This window comes from Variovorax paradoxus (assembly GCF_030815975.1).
GTDB classification, from domain to species: Bacteria; Pseudomonadota; Gammaproteobacteria; order Burkholderiales; family Burkholderiaceae_C; genus Variovorax; species Variovorax paradoxus_N.
This window is the reverse complement of the sequence record NZ_JAUSXL010000002.1, coordinates 4,069,055-4,095,888: the sequence shown is the minus strand read 5'-3', so window position 1 is coordinate 4,095,888 and position 26,834 is coordinate 4,069,055. Positions and strand designations below refer to the sequence as shown.

Here is a 26,834-nt window from a genome sequence, read left to right as displayed (position 1 = left end):
AACGGGTCCTGTTGAGTCGCCAGGGCGACGCCCTGCACTCCACATAAAATGTTTCGCGCCCTCGAAGCGTCCGAGCCTCCAATCATTATCGACGAGACCCACATGACCCACGACGAAATCCTCGCCCAGTTCGGCCCCCGCGAATCCATGGAATATGACGTGGTGGTCGTCGGCGGCGGTCCCGCCGGCCTCTCGACCGCCATCCGGCTCAAGCAGCTCGCGGCCCACCACGAGAAGGAAATCTCGGTGGTGGTGCTCGAGAAGGGCTCCGAGCCGGGTGCGCACATTCTCTCGGGCGCCATCATGGACCCGCGCGCGCTCAACGAGCTGCTGCCCGACTGGAAGGAACAAGGCGCCCCGCTGAACCAGCCCGTGACCGACGACGCCATGGTGTTCCTCGGCGAGAAGTCCGGCCTGCGCACGCCCAACGCCTTTTTGCCGGCCTGCTTCCAGAACCACGGCAACTACATCATCAGCCTGGGCGCCTTCACCAAGTGGCTGGCGCAGCAGGCCGAGAACCTGGGCGTGGAGATCTTCCCGGGCTTTCCGGCGGCCGAGGTGCTCTACAACGAGAACGGCTCGGTGCGCGGCGTGGCCACCGGCAACATGGGCGTGGGCAAGGACGGCGAACCCACCGAGAACTTCCAGCTCGGCATGGAGCTGCTGGGCAAGTACACGGTGTTTGCCGAAGGCGCGCGCGGCCACCTCGGCCGCCAGCTGATCGCCAAGTTCAAGCTCGATGAAGGCAAGGATCCGCAGACTTACGGCCTCGGCGTGAAGGAAGTGTGGGAAATCGACCCCAAGCGCCATCAGCCCGGCTTCGTGCTGCACACGGCCGGCTGGCCGATGAAGAGCGACACCTACGGCGGCGCTTTTCTCTATCACATGGAGGACAACAAGGTCACCATGGGCTTCATCACCGGCCTGGACTACAGCAACCCGTACCTGAGCCCGTTCGAGGAAATGCAGCGCTGGAAGCTGCACCCCAACATCCGCTGGTATCTCGAAGGCGACGAGGCCCAGGGCATCAAGCCCGCCAAGCGCATCGGCTACGGGGCGCGCGCCATCACGGCCGGCGGCCTGATGTCGCTGCCCAAGACGGTGTTCCCGGGCGGCGCGCTGGTCGGCTGCGAGGCCGGGTACCTCAACGTGAGCCGCATCAAGGGCAGCCATGCCGCCATCAAGACCGGCATGCTGGCCGCCGAAGCCGCCTTCGACGCCGTGCAGGCCGGCCGCCAGCACGACGAGCTCACGGCCTACCCGGCCGCCTTCGAGAAGAGCTGGCTCTACACGGAGCTGAACAAGGCACGCAACTTCAAGGCCTGGTTCAAGAAGGGGCTGGGCATTGCCACCTTCATGAACGGGATCGAGCAGTGGCTGCTCAAGGGCCATATTCCATGGACCCTGCACCGCCACAAGCCCGACCACCTGTACCTCAAGCCCGCGGCGGAGTGCAAGCCCATCGCCTACCCGAAGCCGGACGGCAAGCTGACCTTCGACCGCCTCTCGAGCGTGTTCATCAGCAACACCAACCACGAGGAGCAGCAGCCGGCCCACCTGACGCTCAAGGATGCGTCGGTGCCCGTGAACATCAACCTGTCGAAGTTCGCGGGCCCCGAAAGCCGCTACTGCCCGGCCGGCGTCTACGAGTTCGTGCCCGACGAAGCCAACGCCGGCAAGGAGCGCCTGCAGATCAATGCGCAGAACTGCGTGCACTGCAAGACCTGCGACATCAAGGACCCGACGCAGAACATCGTGTGGGTCACGCCTGAAGGGGGCGGCGGGCCGAATTACGTGGGGATGTAGTTCTTCCCTTGGGGCGCTGTTGTTCTTGGCGCTCTTGTCCAGGGCGCGTGCACGCTGCTGGTGAACGGCTGATCAACGACCGCTGCGCATAACGCTCCCGTCGATGGGGTGCCTTGCGCAGCGAAATAAAGGAGGAGCCCGAAGGGCGGGGGACATTCGCGGAGCAAGGTACCCCGTCGGCGGGAGCGTGCCCCAGCCGGGAGAGCGCACAGTTCAGCGCAAGACTTCGCCCCACCCGCCCCCACCCGGCGTCTCGATCACGAACACGTCGCCCGGTGCCATCTGCACCTGCCCGATGTGGTCTAGTTCCAGGGCCGTGCCGTCGGCCCGCTCCACGCGGTTGATACCCACCGCGCCGGCCTCGCCGCCCGCACCGCCGAACGCGCCGTGGCGGCGGCCGTTGCTGAGGATGGACGCCGTCATCGGCGCCAGGAAGCGCACGCGCCGCACGCCGCCGTCGCCGCCACGCCAGCGCCCCGCCCCACCCGAGCCGGTGCGCAGGCGATAGCTGTCCAGGCGCACCGGGTAGCGGAATTCGAGCACCTCGGGGTCGGTCAGGCGCGAATTGGTCATGTGGGTCTGCACCACGCTCGTGCCGTCGAAACCCGGGCCCGCGCCCGAGCCGCCCGAGATGGTCTCGTAGTACTGGTGCTCGCCGTCGCCGAAGGTGAAATTGTTCATGGTGCACTGGCTCGCGGCCATTGCGCCCAGCGCGCCGTAGAGCGCATTGGTCACGCAGCTCGAGGTTTCGACATTGCCCGCCACCACCGCGGCCGGCGGCAGCGGGTTGAGCATGCAACCGTCCGGCACGATCACGCGGATGGGCTTCAGGCAACCCGCGTTGAGCGGAATGTCGTCGTCCACTAGCGTGCGGAACACGTACAGCACGGCCGCCATGGTGATGGCCCGTGGCGCGTTGAAGTTGTTGGGCAGCTGCGCGCTGGTGCCGGTGAAGTCGACCGTGGCCGAACGCGCGACGGCATCGACCGTGACCCGCACGCGAATCTGCGCGCCGTTGTCCAGCGGCAGCGTGAACTCGCCGTTCTTCAGCGCCGTGATGATGCGGCGCACCGACTCCTCGGCGTTGTCCTGCACGTGGCCCATGTAGGCGGCCACGGTCTCGCGGCCGAACTGCGCGACCATGGCCTGCAGCTCCTGCACGCCCTTCTCGTTGGCGGCGATTTGCGCGCGCAGGTCGGCCAGGTTCTGTTCGATGTTGCGCGATGGATGGGCGCCGCTGCCCAGCAGCGCGCGCAGCTCGGCCTCGCGCAGGCGGCCGCCCTCCACCAGCTTGAAGTTGTCGATCAGCACGCCCTCGTCGCCGATGGTGGCCGAGAATGGCGGCATCGAGCCCGGCGTGATGCCGCCCACGTCGGCATGGTGGCCGCGCGAAGCCACGTAGAACGACGGCCGCTCATCGCCTGCCTCCAGGTACACCGGCGTGACCACCGTGATGTCGGGCAGGTGCGTGCCGCCGTGATAGGGATCGTTCAGCACGAAGACGTCGCCGGGCTTCATGCCGGGGTTGCCGTCGATCACGGTCTTGATCGACTCGCTCATCGAGCCCAGGTGCACCGGCATGTGAGGCGCATTGGCGATCAGGTTTCCCTCGACGTCGAACAGCGCGCAGGAAAAGTCGAGCCGTTCCTTGATGTTGACCGAGTAGGCCGTGTTCTGCAGCCGCAGGCCCATCTGCTCGGCGATGTTCATGAAGAGGTTGTTGAACACCTCGAGCATCACCGGATCGGCGCTGGTGCCCATGGCCTGCGTGGCCACGCGCGGGCGCACGCGGTGCAGCTCGATGCCGGCCGCGGTGGCGCACGCCTGCCAGCCGGGCTCGATCACCGTGGTGGCGTTGCGGCCCGCGAGGATGGCGGGACCGTCGATGGAAGCGCCGGGCTTGAGCGCCGCTTCGTCGAACAAGGCGGCGTCGCGCCAGCCCGCGGCTTTCTCGTCGGCCTCGCAGTACATGCGGACGGCCGCCAGCGGCTCCGGTGCATGAGGCGCGGTATCGGCCTGCGCGGCCGGCGGCGCGGCGCGCTCGCCGGCGCCCACGGCTTCGACCGTCACGGCCTCGATCACGAGCGCCCGCTCTGCCATCAGGAAGGCAAAGCGGCGGCGATAGCCGGCTTCGAACTCCTCGCGCATCGCCGCGATGGCTTCTTCGGCCGAACCCGCCATGGGCAGTGCGCAGGCCAGCGCGGTGTCGGTGCCTTCGTAGCGCAGCTGCACGCGGTGTACCGCGGCAATGGCCGCATCGGCCACGCCCTGCTCGCGCAGTTCGCCTTTGGCCTGCGCCGCCAGCGAGCCTGCGGCATCGCGCGCCGCCGCCAGCCCCTGCGCATCGAGCCTGCGTTCCAGCGCGAGCTCGCGCATCGCGAGCTGGTCGGCCAGCCCCATGCCGAAGGCCGAGAGCACGCCCGCGAGCGGATGCAAATAGACGCTGCGCATGCCCAGCGCATCGGCCACCAGGCAGGCATGCTGGCCGCCTGCGCCGCCGAAGCACTGCAGCGTGTACTGCGTGACGTCGTAGCCGCGCGCCACCGAGATGCGCTTGATGGCATTGGCCATGCTGGCCACAGCGATGCGCAGCGCGCCGCTCGCCACTTCTTCGGCACTCACGGTGCGGCCCGTGGCCTCCGACATGCGGCGCGCCATGGCGTCGAAGCCGCGCCGCGCCGCGGCCAGGTCGAGCGGTTCATCGGCGTTCGGCCCGAAGACATGCGGAAAGTGCGAAGGCTGGATCTTGCCGAGCAGCACGTTCGCATCGGTGGCGGTGAGCGGCCCGCCGCGCCGGTAGCTGGCCGGCCCCGGGTTGGCGCCGGCCGACTCCGGCCCCACGCGCAGCCGCGCGCCGTCGAAGGCAATGACCGAGCCGCCGCCCGCGGCCACGGTGTGGATGCTCATCATCGGCGCGCGCATGCGCACGCCCGCCACCTGGGTCTCGAAGGAACGCTCGAACTCGCCGGCGTAGTGCGACACGTCGGTGGAGGTGCCGCCCATGTCGAAGCCGATCACGCGCGCGTGGCCGGCGTCGAGCGCGGTGCGCACCATGCCGACGATGCCGCCGGCCGGGCCCGAGAGAATCGCGTCCTTGCCCTGGAAGCGGTCGGCCTGCGTAAGCCCGCCCGAACTCTGCATGAAGAACAGCGGCACGCCCGGCATCTGGCGCGACACCTGCTCCACGTAGCGCCGCAGGATCGGGCTCAGGTAGGCATCCACCACCGTGGTGTCGCCGCGCGGCACCAGCTTCATGAGCGGGCTGGTCTTGTGCGACACCGACACCTGCGTGAAGCCGATGCCGCGCGCAATGCGCTCGGCCGCCAGCTCGTGCGCGGTGTGGCGCCAGCCATGCAGGAAGACGATAGCGCAGGCGCGCAGGCCGGCATCGAAGGCCTGCTGCAGCTCGGCACGCAAGGCGCCCTCGTCGAGCGGTTGCACGACGCCGCCCTGCGCATCCATGCGCTCATCGGCCTCGATCACGCGCTGGTAGAGCAGTTCGGGCAGCACGATGCGGCGGTCGAACAGCCGCGGCCGCGCCTGCGTGGCGATGCGCAGCGCATCGCGAAAACCCGCGGTGGTGACCAGCACCGTGGGCTCGCCCTTGCGCTCCAGCAGGGCGTTGGTGGCCACGGTGGTGCCCATCTTCACGCACTCGACGCGCTCGGGCGTCACGGGCTCGCCGGGCGCGAGCTTCAGCAGGCGGCGAATGCCCTCGACGGCGGCGTCCTTGTATTGCTCGGGGTTCTCCGACAGCAGCTTGAGCGTGTGCAGGCCGCCCTCGGGGTCGCGGCCGACCAGGTCGGTGAAGGTGCCGCCGCGGTCGATCCAGAACTGCCAGCGGGACGGGAGAAGGGAATGCGTGGTCATAAAAAGAAGGGTTCCGAAAAAAGAGCGATACGGATCAGTTCTGGCGCAGGTCGCGTCCGCGCGTTTCGGGCAGGCACAGCGCCACGATCACCACCATGGCGTAGGCCACCGCGGCGCACACGCCGATGGCGGTGCCCAGCGGAAGGTGCGTGCGGTCGCTCAGCACCCCGACCAGCGCCGGAAAGGTGGCGCCGATGCCGCGCCCGAAGTTGTAGCAAAAGCCTTGCCCGGAGCCGCGCAGTTCATTGGGAAAAAGCTCGGCCAGGAAGGCGCCCGCGCCGCTGAAGATGCCCGACATGAAGAAGCCGAGCGGAAAGCCGAGCAGCAGCATCAGGCCGTCGGTGATCGGCAGCAGCGTGTAGGCGTAGACCAGCGATCCGGCGCCCACGGCAAACAGGATGAAGGCGCGGCGCCGGCCGAGGCGGTCCGACAGGTAGGCGCCGCACAGGTAGCCGATGAAGGCCCCGATGATGAACATGAACTGGTAGCCGCCCGAACCCAGCACCGTGAGATGGCGTTCGTTCTTCAGGAAGGTGGGCAGCCAGACGCCGATCGCGTAGTAGCCGCCCTGCATGCCGGTGAACAGCAGGCTCGCGAGCACCGTGGTGCCCAGCATGCCGGGCTTGAAGATCGCGAGGAAATTGCCGCTGCGCTCGCCGCGCGCCACCGCGGCGCGGCTCTGCACGTAGATCTCGGGGTCGCGGATGGAGCGGCGGATGAAGACGATCAGCACTGCCGGCAGCAGGCCCAGCATGAACATCACGCGCCATGAATACTCGGGTGGCAGGAACGAGAACAGCGCCATAGACACCAGCACCGCCGCGCCCCATCCCACGGCCCAGCTGCTCTGCACCAGCCCCACCGCCTTGCCCCGGTAGGCCGGCCGGATCATCTCGGCAATGAGCACCGAGCCCACCGCCCATTCGCCGCCGAAGCCCAGGCCCTGCAGCGTGCGGGCGACCAGCAGCTGCCCGGGCGTCTGCGCCAGGCCGCAGGCAAAGGTGAAGATCGCGAACACCAGGATGGTGAGCTGCAGGATGCGCACGCGGCCGTACCTGTCGGCCAGGATGCCGGCCGCCCAGCCGCCGATGGCCGAAGCCACCAGCGTGGCGGTGCCGATCAGCCCCACCTCGGTCTTGCTCATGCCCCACAGCGACAGCAGGATGGGCGTGACCAGCGGCAGCGTGTAGTAGTCGAAGGCATCGACCGCGTAGCCGCTGAAGGAAGCGGTGAGCGTGCGTTTCTCGTTCGGGTTGAGCGTGCGCAGCCAGCTGCCTTCGGCCGCCGCGCCGTCGCCTGCCTGGGCGGCTTCGAGGGTGGTTTTCATGGGTTTGTCTCCAGGTATGAATGGGTGAAAACGGCGGGCCTAGAACGCGGCCAGGCTGTGATGCAGCAGGTCGGTCACGAGCATCGAGCCCGGCGCATGCGTGATGGCGAACGGCAGCCTGGCGGCGGCCAGCGCGGCCTGGGGCGTGACGCCGCAGGCCCAGAACACGGGCAGCTCATCGGGCATCACCTCGACCGCGTCGCCGTAGTCGGGATTGGCGATCGACCCGATGCCGATCAGCGCCGGATCGCCGATGTGCACCGGCGCGCCGTGCACCGCCGGAAAGCGCGAGGTGATCTGCACCGCGCGAATGGCATCGGCCGCCCGCAGCGGGCGCATCGACACCACCATCGGCCCATGGAAAGGACCGGCCGGCGTGGTGGCGACCGAGGTGCGGTACATCGCCACGTTGCGGCCCTGCGCCACGTGGCGCAGCACGATGCCCTCGGCCATCAGCGCATGCTCGAAGGTGAAGGAACAGCCGATCACGAAGCTCACCATGTCGTCGCGCCATAGCGCGCGCACGTCGGTGGGTTCGTCCACCAGCACACCGTTTCGCCACACCCGGTAGCGCGGCAGGTCGGTGCGGATGTCGATGTCCTCGCCGAGCGCCGGCAGCGCCGGATCACCGGCTTCCGACACGCCGAGCAGCGGACACGGCTTGGGGTTGGCCTGGCAGAAGCGCAGGAAGTCGGCGGCATGCTCGCGCGGCAGGATCACGAGGTTGCCCTGCACGTGGGCGCTCGCGAGCCCGCTGGTGTGGGCGTTCAGCGCGCCGCCGCGGCAGGCATGGCGCACGGCCAGCGCGCTGCTGCCGGCGCCGGGCTGCTCTGCAAAGGTTGGACGGTTCGACATTTGGCGTTCTCGATGCCCGATGCATCGCTGTGGTGTGATGCGCCGGATTGTGGGAATCCGCGCTCACGAACGCCAACGCAAAGTTTCTCGCTCAGCTCATCGATTTTTTCGATGACCCCATGCGGTGCGACGCATGCACCACGGCGGAGCCGAGCGCGGCCTCGGGCAGCGGCGAAGACGGGTCGTCGCGGTAGCTCGCGTAGATGGGCAGCGGCTCCAGCGTGTCGTCGCAGGGCAGCACGCGCAGCGGCAGGCGCCGCGCCAGCGGCTCGACCACCGCGCGCGGCAGCGTGGCCACGCCAAAGCCCGCCTCCACCAGCTGCGCCATCGCCGAGATGGATGAAATCGCATGCACACGCGGCGGCGGGCTGCCGGCGTCGCGGAACATCTCGAGCAACGCCACGTGGGGCTGCGAGCCGCGCTGGAAGGTCAAGAGGTCGAGCGAGAGCAGGTCTGCCATGCGGTAGCGCCGCTTCAGGTGCAGCTCGCGGTGGCCGACGAAGCACATGGGCATCGGCGGCACGGCCCGGGTGCGCACGCCATCGCCGGCCGCCGGCAGCGCGGCAAATACCAGGTCCTGCTTGCCGCGCTGCAGCTGGTCGACCAGCACCGGCGTGGTTTCGACGGTGAGCTCCAGCTCGAAATCCGGATGCGTCGCCTGCATGTGCTTGAGCCACCCCGTGAGCCAGCTGTGCACCACCGATTCGATCGCACCCACGCGCAGCACCGCTTCGCGCACGGTGCCCGAACCCATCTCGGCCTTGATGTGCATCTGCATCTCGAGCAGCTTCTGCGCGAAGGCATGGAAGCGCTGCCCCGCCACCGTGAGGCGGAACTGCTTGTCGCGCCGGTCGAGCAGCAGCACGCCCAACTCGCGTTCGAGCGCCGCGATGCGGCTGGAAAGCGCCGACTGCGTGAGGTGCAGCTTCTCGGCCGCACGGGTGACGCTCTTGAGCGCCACGGCCCAGTGAAAGGCTTCGACGAATCGCAGGTTCATCGTGCAAGTGTCGCCTGAGCCGCCCATCCCGCTGCGCTATGCTCGTTGGCGAAGGAGACAAGACAACCATGCAGATCGTCATCACGGGCGGCGCGGGCTTTCTGGGCGCGCGCCTCGCCCGCACCCTGCTGAAGCGGGGCGGGCTTTCACTGGCCGGTGCGCCAGCGCGCACCATTTCCCGCATCACGCTGGTCGACCGCGCCGCGCCGCCGGCCGATCTGGCGGCCGACCCGCGCATCGGCACCGCGCTCGGCGACCTGAACGAACAACTCGCATCGCCCGACACAGCGCTCTGGCGCGAGGCCGACGCCATCTTTCACCTGGCTGCCGCGGTCAGCGGCGAATGCGAGGCCGATTTCGACCTGGGCATGCGCAGCAACTTCGCCGCCACGCATGCCCTGCTCGAAAAGGCGCGCGCCGTGGGCACCCGGCCGCTGCTGGTGTTTGCCAGTTCGCTCGCGGTGTTCGGCGACTCGCCCGAGCAGCCGCTGCCGCCGGTGATCGAAGACCACACGCTGCCGACGCCGCAGACCAGCTACGGCGTCCAGAAGTTCATCGGCGAGCAGCTGATGGCCGACTACACGCGCAAGGGCTTCATCCGCGGCCGCAGCGTGCGGCTGATGACGGTGAGCGTGCGCCCCGGCCGGCCCAACGGCGCGGCTTCGGGCTTTTTCAGCGGCATGATCCGCGAGCCGCTCGCGGGCATCCGCGCCGCCTGCCCGGTGCCCGACGAGACGCCCGTGGCCATCGCATCGCCGGCGCGCACGGTCGAAGGCATCCTGCGCGCCGCAGAGGCCAGCGACGCCGACTGGGGCCCGCGCACCGCGCTCAACCTGCCCTCGCTTTCCACCACCGTGGGCGAAATGGCCGCCGCGCTCGAACGCGTGGCCGGCAAGGCCGCCACCGCATTGCTCGACCGCACGCCCGACCCAGCCATCCAGCGCATCGTGAAGACCTGGCCCGGGCGCATAGCAACCGTTCGAGCCAAGGGGCTGGGACTCTCCGCCGACGCCAGCTTCGAGGCGGTGATCCGCGATTACGTCCGTGAAAATCCCGACGCGGTCAAACTGGTTATTGCGGCATAGTCATCGGTTGCGCGCGAAGCCGACGCTTTGTGACACCCCCTTTCCATCTCAGGAGACAGAAGAATGAAATTGACCCGACTGGCCGCCGGCCTGGTTCTGGGCATGGGCATGGCCTGCGCGGCCTTTGCGCAGACGACCATGAAGATCAGTATCTCGACCTCGCAGAACTCGCACCAGGGCGTGGCCATCGACACCTTCGCCAAGGAAGTCGAAAAGCGCACGGGCGGCCGATACAAGGTGCAGACCTTCTACAACGGCGCGCTCGGCGGCGAACGCGAATCGATCGAGGCGGTGCAACTGGGCACGCAGGAACTCGCTTTCTCCTCGACCGGCCCGGTGCCCAACTTCGTGCCCGAGACCAAGATCCTCGACGTGCCCTTCCTGTTCCGCGACAAGGCCCATGCGCGCGCCGTGCTCGACGGCCCCATTGGCCAGGAGCTGCTCACCAAGTTCGACGCCAAGGGCTTCAAGGCGCTGGCCTGGGCCGAGAACGGCTTCCGCCACATGACCAACAGCAAGCGCGACGTGAAGGGGCCGGAAGACCTCAAGGGCCTGAAGATGCGCACCATGGAGAACCCGGTGCACATTGCCGCCTACAAGGGCTTTGGCATCATCACCACGCCCATGGCCTTCCCCGAGGTGTTCACCGCGCTCCAGCAGGGCACGGTCGACGGCCAGGAGAACCCGCTGCCGGTGATCATCTCCGCCAAGTTCGACCAGGTGCAAAAGCATCTTTCGCTCACGGGCCACGTCTATTCGCCCTGCATCTTCCTGATGAACAAGGCCTCGTTCGACAAGCTCAGCGCGGCCGACAAGCAGGCCTTCCTGGAAGCCGCCAAGGAAGGCACCAAGGCTAACCGCGCCCGCGTGGACGAGGACGACGCCAAAGGCGTGGCCGACCTGCGCGCCAAGGGCATGACCGTGATCGACAACGTCGACAAGGCCAAGTTCGTTGCCGCGCTGGCACCGGTGAACGCGCAGTTCGAAAAGGACTTCGGCAAGGCCAACCTCGACAAGATCCGCGACTACAAGTAACCCGGCTGCCGTCGCCCGACGGCATGCCCCCGCCCGCCCAGACCGGTCTGGCGGGCTTTTTTGTTTTGAACGCGAGTGCAGATGAAAGAAAAATTCCTTGGCATCGAACGCTGGACCACCGGCTTCTCGATGCTTGCCGCCTGCCTGATGCTGGTCATTGCATCGGCATTGGGCGTGTTCCAGATCGTGACGCGCTTCGTGCTCGAGCAGCCCGCCGAGTGGAGCGAGATCCTGATCCGCGTGAGCCTGATCTGGATGGTGTTCCTCGGCATCCCGATGGCGTTTCGCCAGGGTGCGATGGTGAGCGTGGACGTGCTCTACCGCTGGAGCCCGCCGCGCATCAAGCGCGTGCTCGATGCCGTGGTGAGCATTGCCGCGCTGATCCTGATGCTGGTCATTCTCTGGTGGGGCTGGGACTACGCGATGCGCGGCCGCGTGCAGTCGATGGCCGGGCTCGAAAGCCTGTCGATGATGTGGTCGTACCTGGCGCTGCCGGTGGGTTCCGTTTTCTGCCTGTTCGGCATTGTTGGCAATTTTCTCGACCCCAAGCGGCTTGAGTTGGAGACCGCGCAATGACGCCCGTGATGGTTGCAACGATGGTGCTGTGTTTTGCACTGTCGGTTTCGGTGGCGGTGTCCATCGGGCTCGCGTCGATCCTGGGTATCCAGGTGGCCAATGTCCACATGCTGATCTCCGTGAAGGAGATGTTCAATTCGATCAACAAGTTTCCGCTGGCGGCCATTCCGTTCTTCATCCTGGCCGGCAACCTGATGGAAAACCGGCGGCATCTCGCGGCGGCTGGTCGAGTTTGCCAAGAGCATCGTGGGCGGTGTGCAGGGCGGCCTGCCGATGACCTGCGTGCTCACCTGCATGATCTTCGCGGCGGTGTCGGGCTCGTCGGTGGCCACCACCTTCGCCATTGGCGCGATCCTGATTCCGGCGCTCATCAAGCACGGCTACCCCACCGCGTACGCGGCGGCGCTGCAGGCCACCAGCGCCGAGCTGGGCGTGATCATTCCGCCCTCGATCCCGATGATTCTCTATGGCGTGAGCGCCGAGGTGTCGATCGGCGAGCTGTTCATTGCGGGCTTCGGCCCCGGCATTCTGATCAGCCTGGCACTGATGCTGTTCGTCTGGGTCTACTGCAAGTGGAAGGGCTGGGGCAAGAACGACGGCGACGGCCGCATGCCTTTCCTCAAGGCGACGTGGCGGGCCGGCTGGGCGCTGCTGATGCCCGTCATCATCCTGGGCGGCATCTACGGCGGCATCTTCACGCCCACAGAAGCCTCGGCCGTGGCGGTGTTCTATGCGCTGGTGGTGGGCGTGGTGATCTACCGCGAGATCAAGCCCAAGGACCTGTACGTCATCTTGCGCAAGTCGGTGCTGTCGTCGGCGGTGATCATGTTCATCATCGCCAACGCGGGCCTGTTCGCTTTCCTGATCACGCGCGCGGGCGTGCCCGACGCCATCGGCCACTGGCTGCAGGAGGTGCTCAAGTCGCCCGCAATGTTCCTCTTGGGCGTGAACGCGGCGCTGTTCGTCATCGGCATGTTCATCGAGACCAGCGCGGCCATCATCGTGCTCGCGCCCATCCTGGCGCCGGTGGCGGTGCACTTCGGCATCGACCCGGTGCACTTCGGGCTGATCATGGTGGTGAATCTCGCGCTCGGCATGATCACCCCGCCCTTCGGCGTGAACCTGTTCGCGGCCTGCACGGTAGCGCGCATCTCGCTCGACCGGATCGTGAAATACCTGGTGCCCTTCGTGCTCGTGATCCTGGCCTGCCTGCTGGTGATCACCTATGTGCCCTGGATATCGCTCGCACTGCGAGACCTGGCGTACGCCAAATAGCGGAAACAACGCGAAGAAAAAGAAGAAACGGCAGCCTGTTCGCAGGCTGCTTTTTTTTGCGCGGCAATGCCCCTTCAAGGCAACCGTTTCACCAAGATGTCACCGCTTGCAACGATGCTGCAGCCCTCGATCCCCGAAAGCTGTGGCCGCCATGTTTCCCACCAAGACCGACAAGGCACGCGACGAACTCCAGGGCCGCCAGCGCACGCTGAGCCAGCGCGAGCGCGCATTGCTGCTGATGGCCGACGGCCGCCGCTCGCTGACCGATTTCAGCCCGCTGTTCGCAAGCCGCACCGAGGCCGAGCAGGCGATCCAGGCGCTGGTGCTCAAGGGCTATCTGCAGGACGCGAAGGCTGCAGCCGCCGCCCAGCCGGCTGCAGCACCCACGCAGCCCGCCCCGGCGCCCACGGCCGACCCGATCCAGATCAGCACATCGGCCGACAACTTCGACGGCAAGCGCTCGCTGGCCACCACGCGCATGTTCCTGTTCGACATCTGCGAGCGCATGTTCGTGCGCCGCGACCCCAAGTTCGCGCTGCAGATGCGCGATGCGCTGCGCGAAGCCCGCGACCGCCAGGTCATGCTGACCATCGCCGCGCTGATGCTCAGCGAGATCGAGAAAACCGCCGGCCCCGAGCGCGCCGAGTCGCTGCGGGAACGCATCGAGCGGCTGCTGCCGCTGGCCGAAACTGTGCACTGAGGCTGCAGACCCCGGGCCCGCGATCCACTACACTCCCATGGTCAGGAGAGAGCCCCGCCAGCCGGGGCCGCCGAAGGCGCAGGGGGTTCCCGAACGCTCAGGCAAAAGGACTGACACAGCGCTGGTGAATGCCGGCGTTTCCTTGCTGGAGAGAGGCTGTTGCTGGCATCAACGCGATGCGACGGCCCACCGAAGGAGCAAACCCCGATCGTGGGGCGAATCTCTCAGGTAAAGCGGACAGCAGGGGTGGCCCATGGCTCGCGCCATGGAATTCGTCTGCCCCTTTTGGAGTGCCCCGTGGCTGCTTCCTCCGACTCCTCTTCCGCCGAACAACTCCTGAAGACCCCGCTGTACGGCCTGCACGTGGAGCTTGGCGCCCGCATGGTGCCGTTTGCCGGCTATTCGATGCCGGTGCAGTACCCGGCCGGCCTGATGGCCGAGCACAGGCACACGCGCGACGCCGCCGGCCTGTTCGACATCTCGCACATGGGCCAGCTGCGCCTGGTCGGTCCGGACGCCGCGGCGGCCTTCGAGACCCTGATGCCGGTCGACGTGATCGACCTGGCCCCCGGCAAGCAGCGCTACGGCCTGCTGCTGAACGACGAGGGCGGCATCCTCGACGACCTGATGTTCTTCAACGAGAACCACGGCTCGATCTTCGTGATCGTGAACGGCGCCTGCAAGGTGGCCGACATCGCCCACATCCAGCAGAAGATCGGCGCGCGCTGCGAGGTGCAGCCGCTGCCCGATCACGCGCTGCTCGCGCTGCAGGGGCCGCAGGCGGCCGCGGTGCTGGCGCGGCTGTCGCCCGGCACCGAGCGCTTCGTGTTCATGACCGGCGGCGCGGTGCAGATCGGCGGCATTCCGGCCTTCGCCACGCGCAGCGGCTACACCGGCGAAGACGGCTTCGAGATCTCGGTGGCCGGCCAGAATGCCGACGCGCTGGCCCGCCTGCTGCTGGCGCAGCCCGAGGTCAAGCCCATCGGCCTGGGCGCACGCAATTCGCTGCGGCTGGAAGCCGGGCTCTGCCTCTACGGCAACGACATCGACACCGCTACCACGCCGGTCGAAGCCTCGCTGAACTGGGCGATCCAGAAGGTGCGCCGCACGGGCGGCGCGCGCGAAGGCGGTTTTCCGGGCGCGGCCAGGGTGCTGGCGCAGCTCGCCGCCGCCACGGCCGGCGCCGCGGGCCACACCGACCACGACACGCTCAAGCGCAGGCGCGTCGGCCTCGTGGCGCTGGAACGCATTCCGGTGCGCGACGGCACGGTGCTGCAATCCTTCGAAGGCCACGACATCGGCTTTGTCACGAGCGGCCTGCTCGGCCCGACGGCCGACCGCCCGATTGCCATGGGCTACGTGGCCACCGCGTTTTCCGAGCCCGGCACGCGCGTGCAGGCCATCGTGCGCGGCAAGCCGGTGCCGATGGAAGTCTCGACGCTGCCTTTCGTGCCCACGCGCTATTACCGCGGCTAGGCGCTGCGCTCCCCAATCATCATTTTTTCCACGAGGAGTTTTCCACCATGAGCATCAAGTACACCAAGGACCACGAATGGGTTTCGGCCGAAGGCAGCGCGGCCACCGTCGGCATCACCGTGCATGCGCAGGACGCGCTCGGCGACGTGGTCTTTGTCGACCTGCCTGAAGTCGGCAAGATCTTTGCCCAGGGCGAAGTCGCCGGTGTCGTCGAATCGGTCAAGGCCGCGGCCGATGTGTTCATGCCCGTGTCGGGCGAGATCACCGAAGTGAACGAAGCGCTGCGCGCCGATCCGTCGCTCGCCAACACCGACCCGCTGGCCGCCGGCTGGTTCTTCAAGGTCAAGCTCAGCGAACCGGCGCAGCTCGACGCGCTGCTCGACGCCGCCACCTACGACAAGTTCGCCGCCGAGTCCTGATCCGCCGAGTTCTCCAGCCGCTTTTTCCTCATCCCCGAGCCTTCACCGCCATGCCGATTCCCGCCCTTCCCTCTTTGCAACAACTGGAGAACGCCGAAGAATTTCTCGCCCGCCACATCGGCATCGATGCGGCGGACGAGGCGCGCATGCTGCCGGTGATCGGCTCGGAAACGCGCGCGGAGCTCATCGACGGCATCGTGCCCGCGGCCATCCGCCGCGCCAAGCCGATGCGGCTGCCGGCGCCCATCACGGAGGCGGATGCGCTGGCCGAATTGAAGGCGATCGCGGCGAAGAACAAGGTCTTCAGGAGCTTCATCGGCCAGGGCTACTACGGCACGCACACGCCGGGCGTCATCCTGCGCAACGTGCTCGAGAACCCGGCCTGGTACACGGCCTACACGCCCTACCAGGCCGAGATTTCGCAGGGCCGCATGGAAGCGTTGCTCAATTTCCAGACCATGGTGTGCGACCTTACCGGCATGGCCATCGCCAATGCGTCGATGCTCGACGAAGCCACCGCCGCGGCCGAGGCCATGACGCTCGCCAAGCGCAGCGTCAAGAGCAAGAGCAACGTGTTTCTGGTGTCGGGCGACTGCCATCCGCAGACCATCGAGGTCATCAAGACACGCGCCGCGCCGCTGGGCATCGAGGTCAAGGTCAGCACCGTGTCCGAAACGCTGCCGCACCTGATGGTGAGCGGCGAATTCTTCGGCGTGCTCGCGCAGTACCCGGCCACCACCGGCCACGTGCATGACCTGCGCCCACTCGCAGGCCATGCGCACCAGTGCGACGCCGCCTTCTGCGTGGCCGCCGACCTGCTGGCGCTGACGCTGCTTGCGCCGCCCGGCGAGTGGGACGCCGACATCGTCTGCGGCACCACGCAGCGCTTCGGCATGCCGATGTGCAATGGCGGCCCGCACGCGGCCTACCTGGCCTGCCGCGACGAGTTCAAGCGCTCGCTGCCGGGCCGGCTGGTGGGCGTGAGCGTCGACACGCACGGCCAGCCTGCCTACCGCCTGGCGCTGCAGACGCGCGAACAGCACATCCGCCGCGAGAAGGCCACCTCCAACATCTGTACCGCGCAGGTGCTGCCGGCCGTGGTAGCCAGCATGTACGCCGTGTACCACGGCCCCGACGGCCTCACGCGCATTGCGCAGCGCGTGGCCGCACTCACGGCCATCCTCGCGCAGGGCCTTGCACAGATGGGGCGCGAGCCGGTCAACGCCAGCGCCTTCGATTCGCTGACCATCCGCACCGGCGACGACACGCCGAAGATCATCGAGCGCGCCACCGCCGCGGGCGTCAACCTGCGCCAGCGGCTGCAGCAGCACCTGGGCATTTCGCTCGACGAGACCACCACGCGCACCGACGTCGAAACGCTCTGGGCGCTGTTCGTGCCTGCCGGCACACCGATGCCGCGCTTCGACGACCTGGCCGGCACCGCGCCGCGCCTGCCCGAGGACCTGCGCCGCACCAGCGCCTTTCTCACGCACCCGGTGTTCAACACCCACAAGAGCGAAACCGCGATGCTGCGCTACATCCGCAGCCTGTCGGACAAGGACCTGGCGCTCGACCGCAGCATGATCCCGCTCGGCAGCTGCACGATGAAGCTCAACGCGACCAGCGAGATGATCCCGATCACCTGGCCCGAGTTCGCCAACATCCATCCCTTTGCGCCGCCCGAGCAGCTGGTGGGCTACGCCCAGCTCGACGCGCAGCTGCGCGCCTGGCTCTGCGAAGCCACTGGCTACGCGGGCATCAGCCTGCAGCCCAACGCGGGTTCGCAGGGCGAGTACGCGGGCCTCTTGGCCATCCGCTCCTTCCACGAAGCCAAGGGCCAGGGGCACCGCAACATCTGCCTCATTCCTTCGTCGGCGCACGGCACCAACCCCGCAAGCGCGCAGATGGTGGGCCTGCAGGTGGTGGTGACGGCCTGCGACGCGCAGGGCAACGTCGACATGGACGACCTGAAGCGCGCTTGCGAGAAGCACAGCGCCAGGCTCGCGGCCGTGATGATCACCTATCCGAGCACGCACGGCGTGTTCGAAACCCGCGTGAAGGAACTCTGCGAACTCGTGCATGAACACGGCGGCCGCGTGTACGTGGACGGCGCCAACATGAACGCGCTGGTGGGCGTCGCCGCACCGGGCGAGTTCGGCGGCGACGTGAGCCACCTGAACCTGCACAAGACCTTCTGCATTCCGCACGGCGGCGGCGGCCCGGGCGTGGGCCCGGTCTGCGTGGTGGAAGACCTTGTGCCCTACCTGCCGGGCCATGCGACGGCCGGCATCGCATCGAATGGCGTCGGTGCGGTTTCCGCGGCGCCGCTCGGCAATGCCGCGGTGCTGCCAATCAGCTGGATGTACTGCCGCATGATGGGCGCCAAGGGCCTGCAGGCCGCGACCGAAATCGCGATCCTGAGCGCCAACTACATCAGCGCGCGCCTCAAGGACCACTACCCCACGCTGTACGCGAGTCCCAACGGCCACGTCGCGCACGAGTGCATTCTGGACCTGCGCCCGCTCAAGGACACCAGCGGCGTCACCGCCGAGGACGTGGCCAAGCGGCTGATCGACTACGGCTTCCATGCGCCCACGCTGAGCTTCCCGGTGCCCGGCACGCTGATGGTGGAACCCACCGAAAGCGAGCCGCTGGCCGAGCTCGACCGCTTCATCGACGCGATGATCGCGATCCGCGGCGAGATCCGCCGCGTCGAGGAAGGCGTCTGGCCGAAGGACGACAACCCGCTCAAGCACGCGCCGCACACCGCGGCCAGCCTGCTCGGAACGGAGTGGCCGCACCCCTACTCGCGCGAACTGGGCGCGTTCCCGCTGGCTGAACTCAAGCAGGCCAAGTACTGGCCGCCGATCGGCCGCGTCGACAACGTGTACGGCGACCGCAACCTGTTCTGCAGCTGCGTGCCGGTGGGCGACTACAAGGAAACCGAAGAGGCCTGAGGCCGCAGCAGGAAGCGCGGCGGCCCGGCGCCGTAGCGCTCCTCCCCGCTCAGGCTTCGCGGCGGTAGATCGCCCATTTCACGGTGAGGATGTCCGCGGCGATCTTCGCGGCGTTGACGCCCGCATAGCTTTCGGACGGATCGAATTCGAAGCCTTCCTTGTAGCGCCTGACATGCGCGTAGTCCTGGTCGAAGGTCATCGGACCCATGAGCTCGGCGGGGTCGGTGTCCGCGGGAAGCGCCAGGAATTTGTCGGGATCGGTGGCGCTCTGGTAGAGGTCGACGCTCATCAGGTTCATACGGGTGTCCTCGAAATCTTTCTTGGGAATCGAAGCCGGGCGAACCGCGGGCACTGCCGGCGGGCTCGGCGAATCATCCCCGGCATCGGCGCTGCATGCAATCGGCCCGCGCCTACACGGCGCACCCGGTCAGCGCTGCTGCTGCTGTTGTTTCTTCTTCGCCAGCTCGCCCGTGGCGATCTGCTCGCGGAAGCCGCGCAGGCTGGCCTTCAGCTTGCGCTCGTTCTCCAGCCCCACGCGCACCATGATCTTCTGGCCCGACGAGAGCGACTCGAGCTGCGGATCGGCGTACTCGTAGCGCACCCAGGGCCGCTGCGACGGCACGTTGCCCTTCACCTCGACGAGGCGGACCTGCACCGGGCCGGCGGGCTCGGGCGCCTGCAGCAGATGGTCGATCACGGCAACGAGCCGGTCGTTGAAGTAGCGCCCCGGATAGCCGAGCTCCTCGTAGGCCTGCTGGAACAGCGGATAGAGCCGCGCATATGTCTTGGCGGCCTTGGCCGGATCGATCGACTCGGCCAGCGTCACGATGGGGTTGTAGCGCGCGGCATTGTTGGGCGAAATGGTCTCTTTCTCGCCCTTGCCCTGGGTGGTGAAGTGCTGCTTCGTCGGCTGAACCGGCCAGGTGCTCGCGGGCGACTGCTCGCGCGCGAGGTTGTCGACCGTGGCCACGAAGCGGCGCACGATGCCTTCGAACTGCAGGAAGTCCGCCACGTTCTTGCTGCCCATCAGGTCGACCAGCGCCTTCATCACGCGCGAATCGGAATCGCCGACCTTGGGCAGCCCCGAGTCGGGCAGCGCGATCGCATCGATGGGGTTCTGCGGTTCCGGCAATTCGGGCAGGGGCGCGGGCGGCGTGGGCGCAATCCCGTCGTTCGGCGCGGCGGCCACCGGCGGCGATTCAGCCGGGAGCGGCTGTTGCTGCTGGTACCAGCGCCAGCCCAGGAATCCGGCCGCGATCGCCAGCAGCACGATGACGATGATGGTTCCGGTCGACGTCTCGCGCCGCGGCCTGTACGCGGGGGCATCGCGCGAATCGTGCACGTCGGGAATCTCGGGGGTGTCTCGGTCGGACATGTCTGCGGTTTCCTTTTGGGAGGATTGCAATGGGAGACGAGCAGCTATGGTGCACCAGATCGGCGCCCGGCCGCGGCGTCATCCCGTAACGCCCTGTGACGCGCCCGCGATGCGAAAGTTCAGCCGCTAGGACGCGCCGGCCGTCCCGCCGAGCGACTGCAGCCACGCCAGCGTGCCCTGCAGCTCGGCCGGTCGGATCTCGTGGCCGCCCGGAAAATCGGCGCCCGACAGCGCCAGCGGCAGGCCGCGCGCCAGTTCACGCGTGGCCTGTGCGGCGCTCGGCGGAATCACGTTGTCGGCGCTGCCATGGCTCACCCACAGCGCCTTGCCCTCGAAGGCCTCGGGCGACGCGATGTGCGGCAGCACCTCCGACAGCAGCCGCCCGTGCCACACCATCGCGGCGCGCACTTTTGCAGGCTGCGTCAGCAGCAGCGACAGCGCCATGATGCCGCCTTGGCTGAAGCCGCCGACCACCACGCGTTCCGGCGGCACGCCGAGCTGCTGCGCCGCCGAGGCCACCATCTCGCCCACCAGGAAACGGCTTTCGCGCTCCTGCTCCTCGTTGATGCGCCGCTGGCCATCGGCCAGCACCTGGAACTCGAACCACGCATAGGCATCGGGCGACAGCACATACGGGGCGCGCAGGCTCAGCACGTGAAACTGCGGCGGCATGAGCCGCGCGAGGCCGAACAGGTCTTGCTCGTTGCTGCCGACGCCGTGCATCAGCACCAGCAGCCAGGGCTCGCGCACGTTCGGCCCTGCGGCCTGCTCGAGAAACTTGAAAGGCAGGTGGAGTTGCGTCATGGCGTCAGGCCGTTGAAGATTGAAACCCCTGCGCCAAGGCGCGCGTGATTTCGGCGGCCGGCAGCTCGCGGCAGCCGGTTGCGTTCTGGCCCGACCACAGCGGAGAAAAATCGCCGCTGCCCTGCGCCTCGGCCTTGGCGCGCAAGGGCGCAATGCCCGAAGTGGCCAGCGGAAACTCGGGCGCCGCCGAGCCGATCGGCCCCAGCTCGCGCATCACGCGGTTGACGATGCCGCGCGCCGGCCGGCCCGTGAAGAGATTGGTGAGCGCCGTATGGCGCGCAGCTTCGCTCTTCAGCGCCGCGCGGTGCACGGCGCTGGTGGTGGCCTCGGGCGCCAGCATGTAGGCCGTGCCCACCTGCACGCCCGCGGCACCCAGCGCCATGGCCGCGGCCACGCCGTTCGCATCGGCAATGCCGCCGGCCGCGATCACAGGCAGCCGCACCGCGCGCACCACCTGCGGCAGCAGCGCGAAGGTGCCGGGCTGCACCGTGAGATCGTGCGAGAGAAAGTGCCCGCGGTGCCCGCCCGCCTCCAGGCCCTGCGCAATGACCGCATCGACGCCGTGCGCTTCGAGCCACAGTGCCTCGTCGACCGTGGTGGCCGATGCCAGGATCTTCGAGCCCCATCCGCGCACCTGCGCCAGCAGCGGCTCGGGCGGCAGCCCGAAATGGAAACTCACCACCGGCGGGCGGAACGCGGCCAGCACCTCGGCCACCTCGGCGCTGAAGGGGTTGCGCCCCGGGCCGGTGGGTATGGCCGCCGCATCGATGCCGAATTCGCGGTAGTACGGCGCCAGCGCATTGCGCCACACCGCTTCGCGTTCGGCGCTGGGCTGGGGCGGCACGTGGCAGAAGAAGTTGAGGTTGTAGGGCTTGCCGGTGCCCTCGCGGATCGCAGTGACTTCGCTGCGGATGGCGTCGTTGCCGAGCATCGCGCACGGCAGCGAGCCGAGCGCGCCCGCGTTGCTGACCGCAATGGCCATGGCGCTGCCCTGCACGCCCGCCATGGGCGCCTGGATCAGCGGCAGATCGATGCCGAGGAGTTGCTGCAATGAAGTGGTCATTGGTAGATGTTCCTTTTTTTTGGATGTGAGGCGCATGCCAGCGCCTATTCTGCGGCGAAGCCCAAAGCCCTTGCGCTCAGCCGGCAGGCGCTGCGGGAAGTGCCGCAAGCCGAGGCCAGACAATGATCGCGGGCAAGTTCGACGACATTAGGCCGGCGGTCGGATGGACACTTCGCGCAGCCGCCGATGCGCCGCACTGTCCCAGGCAATGGGCTGCTGGTTCTTCGCACGCAGATAGTGGTGCGTGAACACCGCGAGGTACGCCTCCAGCGTCTGTTCGGCAACGTTTTCGCCCGCCAGGTTCATGCACATCGCGGCCACCTCGCTGGTGCAGAAGTGGTCGTCGCGGCCAGAGTTGCGCAGCTTGTATTGCGTGATCTGCTCCGGCTGCAGGCTCAACACCGGCAGCCGGTCGAGGTAAGGGCTTCTGCGAAACATTTTGCGTGCCTCGGCCCATGTCGCGTCGAACAGGATGAAGAGCGGCCGTTTCACGCAGCCGCTGCCGTCCGGTCCAGGCACTGGAACGGCCACGACCACGCGCTCGGGCGCCGCATATTGCCCCGGGAACACCACGTAGGGCTGCCATTGCGGGTCGTTCAACAGCGCCAGCAGCGCGGGATCGGTTTCGGTGCGGGCCCAGCCGAAGGCGAAGGTATCGGCCACCACGTCGGCGACCAGCCACCCCGTGTTGGTGGGCTTGAGCGGCTCGATGTCGGCCATGAGCAGGCACACTCCCGCGCGCGTTGCCACCGAAGGGCGCACGGCGCACATGCAATGGCTGGGCACCAGGCGGCAGCCCGCGCAGCGCTCGCGCTTGAAGCCACCACGGGCGAGAAAGGGTTTGGCGCTTCGAGCCAGGCGCGCGGCGCGAAGGAAGGAGACGGCGTGAGGCATGTGCCGATTCTCGGCTGCTCTCGAACGCCCGGTGCGCTGGAATGCGCCGAGCAGCTAAACCAGCTGCAGATCCTTCGGCGTCACCCCGTCGAACACCCGCGCGAGCTGCGCCGGCGAGAGGCCGTACATCCGCCTGAACAGGCCGCCGAACACCGCGCGGTATTCGTTGAGCACCGGGTAGTCGCGGTTCTGGAACAGCGTAGCCTGCGCCACGTCCTGCTGCTCGCCCACGATGCGCCCGCCCGCCTGCGCCGAGAGGCCGCCGCCGAGCACCCAGTACACGGTGCCGTGCCCATGGTCGGTGCCGCGGTTGCCGTTCTCGCGGAAGGTGCGGCCGAACTCGCTGATGACCACCACCACGGTCTGGCGCCATGCGTCGTCGCCCATCTCCTGCGCGAAGCCGGCCACGCCGCGGCCCAGTTCTTCAAAACGGTTGGCGAGGTAGCCGATGGCGCCGCCCTGCCCCACATGCGTGTCCCAGCCGCCGACGTCGACAAAGCCGAGGTCGAAGCGCTCCCGCATCAGCAGCGCCATGCGGCGCGCCACCAGTTCGAAGCCCTTGGCGGTCATGGCGTTGCGGCTGGCGGCGTCCATCTCGGCCTGCACCGCGCGCGCCACCTCGTCGCGCAGCTCGAAGCCTTCGGCCACCGGCCCGGCCAGCGGGGTGTTGCGGTACATGGCCGCGATGACCTGGCTCTGCCGCGCATCGATGCCCGCACGCGCATTGCCCGCCAGCGCCATGTTGGCGGCCCTGGCGCCGCCGCGCAGCGAAAGGGGCAGCTGTTCGGTGAAGGCGATGGGCGACACGCCGGCCACGGGTCCGGCGCCGAGCACGCCGGCCAGCCGGTTGAGAAAACCCGAGCGGTAGTCGCGTCGCTTGTCGAGTGCCTGGCCGAGCTCGATGGAGTCCTGCGTTTCGAAGTGGCTGCGCGTGAGGTCGTCGGTGCCCGCAAAGGCGATGAAGGCAGCCTGCTTCTGCTGGAACATCGGCATCACGCTTTGTGCCAGCGCGGGGTGCAGGCCCCAGTTGCCGTCCAACGGCAGCGCACCGCCGGGCATGCCGGGCCGGGCGATGGCGATGTTGGGGCGCGAGGCGTAGTAGAAGTCGCTGGCCGTGGGCACGAGCAGGTTGCAGCAGTCGTACGCGCCGCGCAGGAACACGACCAGCAGCTTGGCGCCTTCGGCCCCGGGCGCGGCCATCAGCTGGCCGGCGGCGCCCGCGAGTGGAACGGCGGCCATGAGCTTGAGCAGTTCTCGACGTTGCATGACAGGGTGTCCTTTCTGCTTGCCTTGCTCCTTCCCCTTCCGGGGGAAGGTTGGGATGGGGGCAAGCGGCGCTTGTCTCGCCTTGTGCGTCATCGAACGCCGCTTGCCCCCACCCCTGCCCTCCCCCGGAGGGGAGGGAGAAAAACCTCGATCAGCGGCGCATCAGCTCGGGCGACGCCAGCAGGAAGGTGTTCCACTCCTGCGGGTTGTTCGCCTGCGCGAGCGCCTCGCGCGTGTCCGCACTCAGGCCGGCCTGCATTGTGCGCACCGCGTGCGAATCGGCCAGCGGCGGGAATGCGGGCTTCTCGAGCGGCGCCTTGTCGTCCGCCCGGAACAGCACGGCGCCGTTCGCACCGATGGCGCGGGCGATCTCGAAACGCGTGTTCATCTGTCCCGCGCTGGCCCAGGCGGCCTCGTTGAGCGGATAGCCGTCGGGCGTCTCGTGGCCGTACAGCTGTTCGCCCATGCGGTTGATCCAGCCGATCATCGGGTTCACGTTGGACACCACGCGGTCGCCGTACGCGAGCCGCACGCCGGCAATCACGTAGTGCACCGGGTCGCGGAACTTGCGCCCGAGCGAAGCGGCGAATTCGGGCGCCTCGAACATCGCCTTCAGCGTGACGGCGATGTCGCCGTCGCTGCGCGTGAAGGCCGCGGCCATGCGCTCGACCAAGGCCTGCGGCGGATCGTCGGAGACGAAGTACACGGCGAGCTTGCGCGAGATGAAGCGCGCGGTGGCCGGCGCGCGCGCCAGGCGATCGAGCGCTTCGCCGGCCTCGGCGAGGCCACGGCTCTCGATGGGCTGGCCCAGCAGCGTCTTCGGGCCGTAGTCGTGCCGGTTCGGGTTGAACTCGAACAGGCCCCGGCGCACGTAGTCGTCGCGCAGGGCCGGCCGCACGTTGGGCGGGGCCGCATCGAGCGGCTGGTAGCTCACACCCACACCGGTGAGCACGCGCGCCAGCTCCTGCACGTCGGTTTGCGAATAGCCGCCGCCCACGCCCAGCGTGTGCAGCTCCATCAGCTCGCGCGCGTAGTTCTCGTTGATGCGGTTGGCGGCGTTCTGCGCGTTGTCGAGATAGCGCAGCATCGCGGGGTGGTGCAGCGTGGCGCCGAGCAGGTCGCGGAACCTGCCAAGCGCATGCGGGCGGATCGCGTTCTCTTCGTAGTCGCCCACCATCGCGCGGATGTTGTCCTTGCGCAGGTTGACGTTGAAATGGTTCATCCAGAACCACGTCATCTGCTCCTGCAGCTGGTTGGGCGAATAGAGCGCGCGCAGCACGAAGCGCTGCTGCGCCTCGCGCACCAGCTCGTTGAGCCGCTGCTGGTAGGCCTGGCGCGCGGCCTTCTTCTGGTCTTCGTCGGGCAATGCATCGGCCGCCTTGCGCTGCGCGTCGAGTTCGGTCACGAGCTGGTCGAGCGACGTGCGCGAAATGGCCATGGCATCGACCTGCGCCTGCGCGGCCGGCGGCAGCGGCGCGGGCCGCGGATTGAGCTGGTCGCGCATCCACAGCGGCAGGCCGCGCTGTGCCAGCTGCGCCTCGCTGCTTGCATTGACACCCCAGCTCACGCGGTCGAGCCAGCGCAGGCGGCTGGCGTCATCGAGCGGCGCAGAGGGCAAGGACACCGACACCACCGCGCGCCGATCGCCCGGCGCGCTCGTGCAGGCTGCGAGCAGCGCCAGTGCGCATGCGCCCAGCGCCAACGACACGCGGCGCATGGAGAACAACCACGGCGAAGCGGCGGCCGGCACCGCGTTCACTCCCTGCGCATGTCGTGGCGGCGCACGTCGCCGATGGCGTGCTGCGCGGTGTCGAGCGCCACGTCGACGTGCGCCAGGCCGCGCTGCTGGAACGGCCGCGAGCGCGGGTCGTCTTCTTCGCGCGCCACGTCGGAGCGCACCTTGCGCAGCAGGTCGACCGCCGCATGCAGGCGGCCCTGGCGCGGCAGCCACGCATCGGTGGGCTCGCGCCATTCGACGGGCTTGCCGTCCAGCCATGCCGCGTGCTGCAGGTCGCCGATGGCGGCGTGGATCTCGTCGACCACCACCTGCTCGTCGCGCGAGACCTGTCCGTCTTCGGGACGGCGGTGCTCCACCTTCCAGGCGGCCGTGCGCAGGTCGGACAGGGCGTGCAGGTAGAACGGGTGCCTGCCGTATTCGTCGGCCCATGCGGGCAGCGACGCTGCGGCCATGAGAACGAGTGCGGCGATGAGGCTTTTCTTCTTCATCTTCGGAGCTCCTGTGAGTGACGACGGTTCGAGGACGCTTCCTCAACCGCCGTGCCCCGCTCCGCGTTGACGCTCTTTACCTTCGCAGCGCCGCGCAAAGGCGGCGCCTAAGCGCCGGCTAAGTCAGGCTACCGACAGGCTGGAAGGCGCAGCGCCGGCAATCTGCCTCAGTGCGCGCTCGAACACCTCGACCGGCTGGCCGCCCGAGATCAGGTGCTGGTCGTTGATGATGATCGCGGGCACCGAATGGATGCCGGCATCGGTGTACATGCGCTCGCGCTCGCGGGTTTCCTGCGCGAACTCGTCGCTGGCCAGGATCTCGCGCGCACGGACTGCATCGAGCCCCGCTTCGGTGGCTGCGCGCACCAGCACCTCGGGGTCGGAGGGATTCTGGCGGTCGGTGAAATAGGCCTTCAGCAGCAGCTTCTTGAGCGCCGCCTGCCTGGCCGGGCTTTCGAGCTCGGCCCAGTGCAGCAGGCGGTGGGCGTCGAAGGTGTTGTAGATGCGCGGCCGGCCCTCGGGGCTGAACTCGAAGCCCACCTCGGCCCCGCGCTGGCGGATCATCTCGCGCGATTGCGCCTGCTGTTCACGCGTGGAGCCGTATTTCTGGTTCAGGTGCTCGAAGGTGTCCTGGCCTTCGGGCGGCATCTGCGGGTTCAGCTCGAAAGGCTGGAAATGCAGTTCCGCCGTGACGTCGGGCGCGACGCGCCGCAGCGCCGCCTCGAGCGCGCCCAGGCCGACGGCGCACCAGGGGCAAGAGACATCGGAGACGAAATCGATCTTGAGATGGGAGGTCATGCCCGCCATTCTTCATCGCCCCGGCGCCCT

At 68.1% G+C, this 26,834-nt stretch carries 21 protein-coding genes, 1 pseudogene and 2 riboswitches; of the genes and pseudogenes, 9 read left to right on the top strand and 13 right to left on the bottom strand.

The window, feature by feature from the left end; translation table 11 throughout:
* Positions 1-102 precede the first annotated feature (102 nt).
* Positions 103-1,806 (top strand): electron transfer flavoprotein-ubiquinone oxidoreductase, encoded by a 1,704-nt coding sequence (locus QFZ47_RS22925; RefSeq protein ID WP_307657815.1) that lies wholly within the window; start codon positions 103-105, stop codon positions 1,804-1,806.
* A 213-nt stretch (positions 1,807-2,019) separates the two neighbouring features.
* Here QFZ47_RS22925 and QFZ47_RS22920 read toward each other — a convergent pair whose 3' ends face one another.
* The 4 genes from QFZ47_RS22920 to QFZ47_RS22905 form a co-directional block, all read right to left on the bottom strand.
* A complete protein-coding gene (locus QFZ47_RS22920; protein ID WP_307657814.1) occupies positions 2,020-5,676 on the bottom strand; it encodes a hydantoinase B/oxoprolinase family protein in 3,657 nt (1,218 codons plus the stop codon).
* Between the two features lie 34 nt (positions 5,677-5,710).
* Positions 5,711-7,003: an MFS transporter gene (locus QFZ47_RS22915; protein WP_307657813.1), complete on the bottom strand. Its 1,293-nt coding sequence runs from the start codon at positions 7,001-7,003 to the stop codon at positions 5,711-5,713.
* A 39-nt stretch (positions 7,004-7,042) separates the two neighbouring features.
* Positions 7,043-7,858, bottom strand: a complete 816-nt coding sequence (locus tag QFZ47_RS22910) for a putative hydro-lyase (protein ID WP_307657812.1) — start codon at positions 7,856-7,858, stop codon at positions 7,043-7,045.
* Between the two features lie 91 nt (positions 7,859-7,949).
* Entirely contained in the window at positions 7,950-8,855 is a 906-nt protein-coding gene (locus tag QFZ47_RS22905) for a LysR family transcriptional regulator (protein WP_307657811.1), read from the bottom strand.
* Positions 8,856-8,923: 68 nt separating this feature from the next.
* Between QFZ47_RS22905 and denD the strand changes: the two genes are divergently transcribed.
* The 8 genes and pseudogenes from denD (at position 8,924) to gcvP (ending at position 18,378) form a co-directional block, all read left to right on the top strand.
* Positions 8,924-9,940 (top strand): D-erythronate dehydrogenase, encoded by a 1,017-nt coding sequence (denD, locus tag QFZ47_RS22900; RefSeq protein ID WP_307657810.1) that lies wholly within the window; start codon positions 8,924-8,926, stop codon positions 9,938-9,940.
* Positions 9,941-10,003: 63 nt separating this feature from the next.
* Positions 10,004-10,975 carry a TRAP transporter substrate-binding protein gene (locus QFZ47_RS22895; RefSeq protein WP_307657809.1) on the top strand — a complete coding sequence of 324 codons (972 nt, stop codon included), beginning with the start codon at positions 10,004-10,006 and terminating at the stop codon, positions 10,973-10,975.
* Positions 10,976-11,056: 81 nt separating this feature from the next.
* Positions 11,057-11,551, top strand: a complete 495-nt coding sequence (locus QFZ47_RS22890) for a TRAP transporter small permease (protein ID WP_307657808.1) — start codon at positions 11,057-11,059, stop codon at positions 11,549-11,551.
* Positions 11,548-12,826: pseudogene (locus tag QFZ47_RS22885) on the top strand (TRAP transporter large permease). The gene QFZ47_RS22890 and the pseudogene QFZ47_RS22885 overlap by 4 nt, the downstream one beginning before the upstream one ends.
* Before the next feature lie 151 nt (positions 12,827-12,977).
* Positions 12,978-13,526 carry a hypothetical protein gene (locus QFZ47_RS22880; RefSeq protein ID WP_307657807.1) on the top strand — a complete coding sequence of 183 codons (549 nt, stop codon included), beginning with the start codon at positions 12,978-12,980 and terminating at the stop codon, positions 13,524-13,526.
* Between the two features lie 32 nt (positions 13,527-13,558).
* Positions 13,559-13,649, top strand: a riboswitch (glycine riboswitch).
* Between the two features lie 12 nt (positions 13,650-13,661).
* Positions 13,662-13,777: riboswitch (glycine riboswitch) on the top strand.
* Between the two features lie 46 nt (positions 13,778-13,823).
* Positions 13,824-15,002: a glycine cleavage system aminomethyltransferase GcvT gene (gene gcvT, locus QFZ47_RS22875; RefSeq protein ID WP_307657806.1), complete on the top strand. Its 1,179-nt coding sequence runs from the start codon at positions 13,824-13,826 to the stop codon at positions 15,000-15,002.
* A gap of 47 nt (positions 15,003-15,049) precedes the next feature.
* On the top strand, positions 15,050-15,421 hold the full coding sequence (gene gcvH / locus QFZ47_RS22870; protein ID WP_307657805.1) for a glycine cleavage system protein GcvH: 372 nt from the start codon (positions 15,050-15,052) through the stop codon (positions 15,419-15,421).
* Between the two features lie 50 nt (positions 15,422-15,471).
* Positions 15,472-18,378: an aminomethyl-transferring glycine dehydrogenase gene (gene gcvP, locus QFZ47_RS22865; RefSeq protein WP_307657804.1), complete on the top strand. Its 2,907-nt coding sequence runs from the start codon at positions 15,472-15,474 to the stop codon at positions 18,376-18,378.
* Positions 18,379-18,427: 49 nt separating this feature from the next.
* Here gcvP and QFZ47_RS22860 read toward each other — a convergent pair whose 3' ends face one another.
* The 9 genes from QFZ47_RS22860 to QFZ47_RS22820 all read right to left on the bottom strand — a co-directional run bounded on the left by QFZ47_RS22860 (position 18,428) and on the right by QFZ47_RS22820 (position 26,813).
* Complete coding sequence (locus QFZ47_RS22860) at positions 18,428-18,676, bottom strand: hypothetical protein (protein WP_307657803.1); 249 nt, start codon at positions 18,674-18,676, stop codon at positions 18,428-18,430.
* Positions 18,677-18,805: 129 nt separating this feature from the next.
* Complete coding sequence (locus QFZ47_RS22855) at positions 18,806-19,753, bottom strand: DUF3014 domain-containing protein (RefSeq protein WP_307657802.1); 948 nt, start codon at positions 19,751-19,753, stop codon at positions 18,806-18,808.
* 126 nt (positions 19,754-19,879) lie between these two features.
* Positions 19,880-20,557 carry an alpha/beta hydrolase gene (locus tag QFZ47_RS22850; RefSeq protein ID WP_307657801.1) on the bottom strand — a complete coding sequence of 226 codons (678 nt, stop codon included), beginning with the start codon at positions 20,555-20,557 and terminating at the stop codon, positions 19,880-19,882.
* A gap of 4 nt (positions 20,558-20,561) precedes the next feature.
* Complete coding sequence (locus QFZ47_RS22845; protein ID WP_307657800.1) at positions 20,562-21,620, bottom strand: NAD(P)H-dependent flavin oxidoreductase; 1,059 nt, start codon at positions 21,618-21,620, stop codon at positions 20,562-20,564.
* A gap of 147 nt (positions 21,621-21,767) precedes the next feature.
* Positions 21,768-22,514 (bottom strand): tRNA-uridine aminocarboxypropyltransferase, encoded by a 747-nt coding sequence (locus QFZ47_RS22840; protein WP_307657799.1) that lies wholly within the window; start codon positions 22,512-22,514, stop codon positions 21,768-21,770.
* Positions 22,515-22,568: 54 nt separating this feature from the next.
* Positions 22,569-23,780 (bottom strand): DUF1501 domain-containing protein, encoded by a 1,212-nt coding sequence (locus QFZ47_RS22835; RefSeq protein WP_307657798.1) that lies wholly within the window; start codon positions 23,778-23,780, stop codon positions 22,569-22,571.
* A 151-nt stretch (positions 23,781-23,931) separates the two neighbouring features.
* A complete protein-coding gene (locus QFZ47_RS22830) occupies positions 23,932-25,497 on the bottom strand; it encodes a DUF1800 domain-containing protein (RefSeq protein ID WP_307658995.1) in 1,566 nt (521 codons plus the stop codon).
* Between the two features lie 38 nt (positions 25,498-25,535).
* Positions 25,536-26,006, bottom strand: coding sequence for a hypothetical protein (locus QFZ47_RS22825; RefSeq protein ID WP_307657797.1), 471 nt, complete (start codon positions 26,004-26,006; stop codon positions 25,536-25,538).
* Between the two features lie 123 nt (positions 26,007-26,129).
* Positions 26,130-26,813 carry a DsbA family oxidoreductase gene (locus QFZ47_RS22820; RefSeq protein ID WP_307657796.1) on the bottom strand — a complete coding sequence of 228 codons (684 nt, stop codon included), beginning with the start codon at positions 26,811-26,813 and terminating at the stop codon, positions 26,130-26,132.
* Between the last annotated feature and the right edge of the window lie 21 nt (positions 26,814-26,834).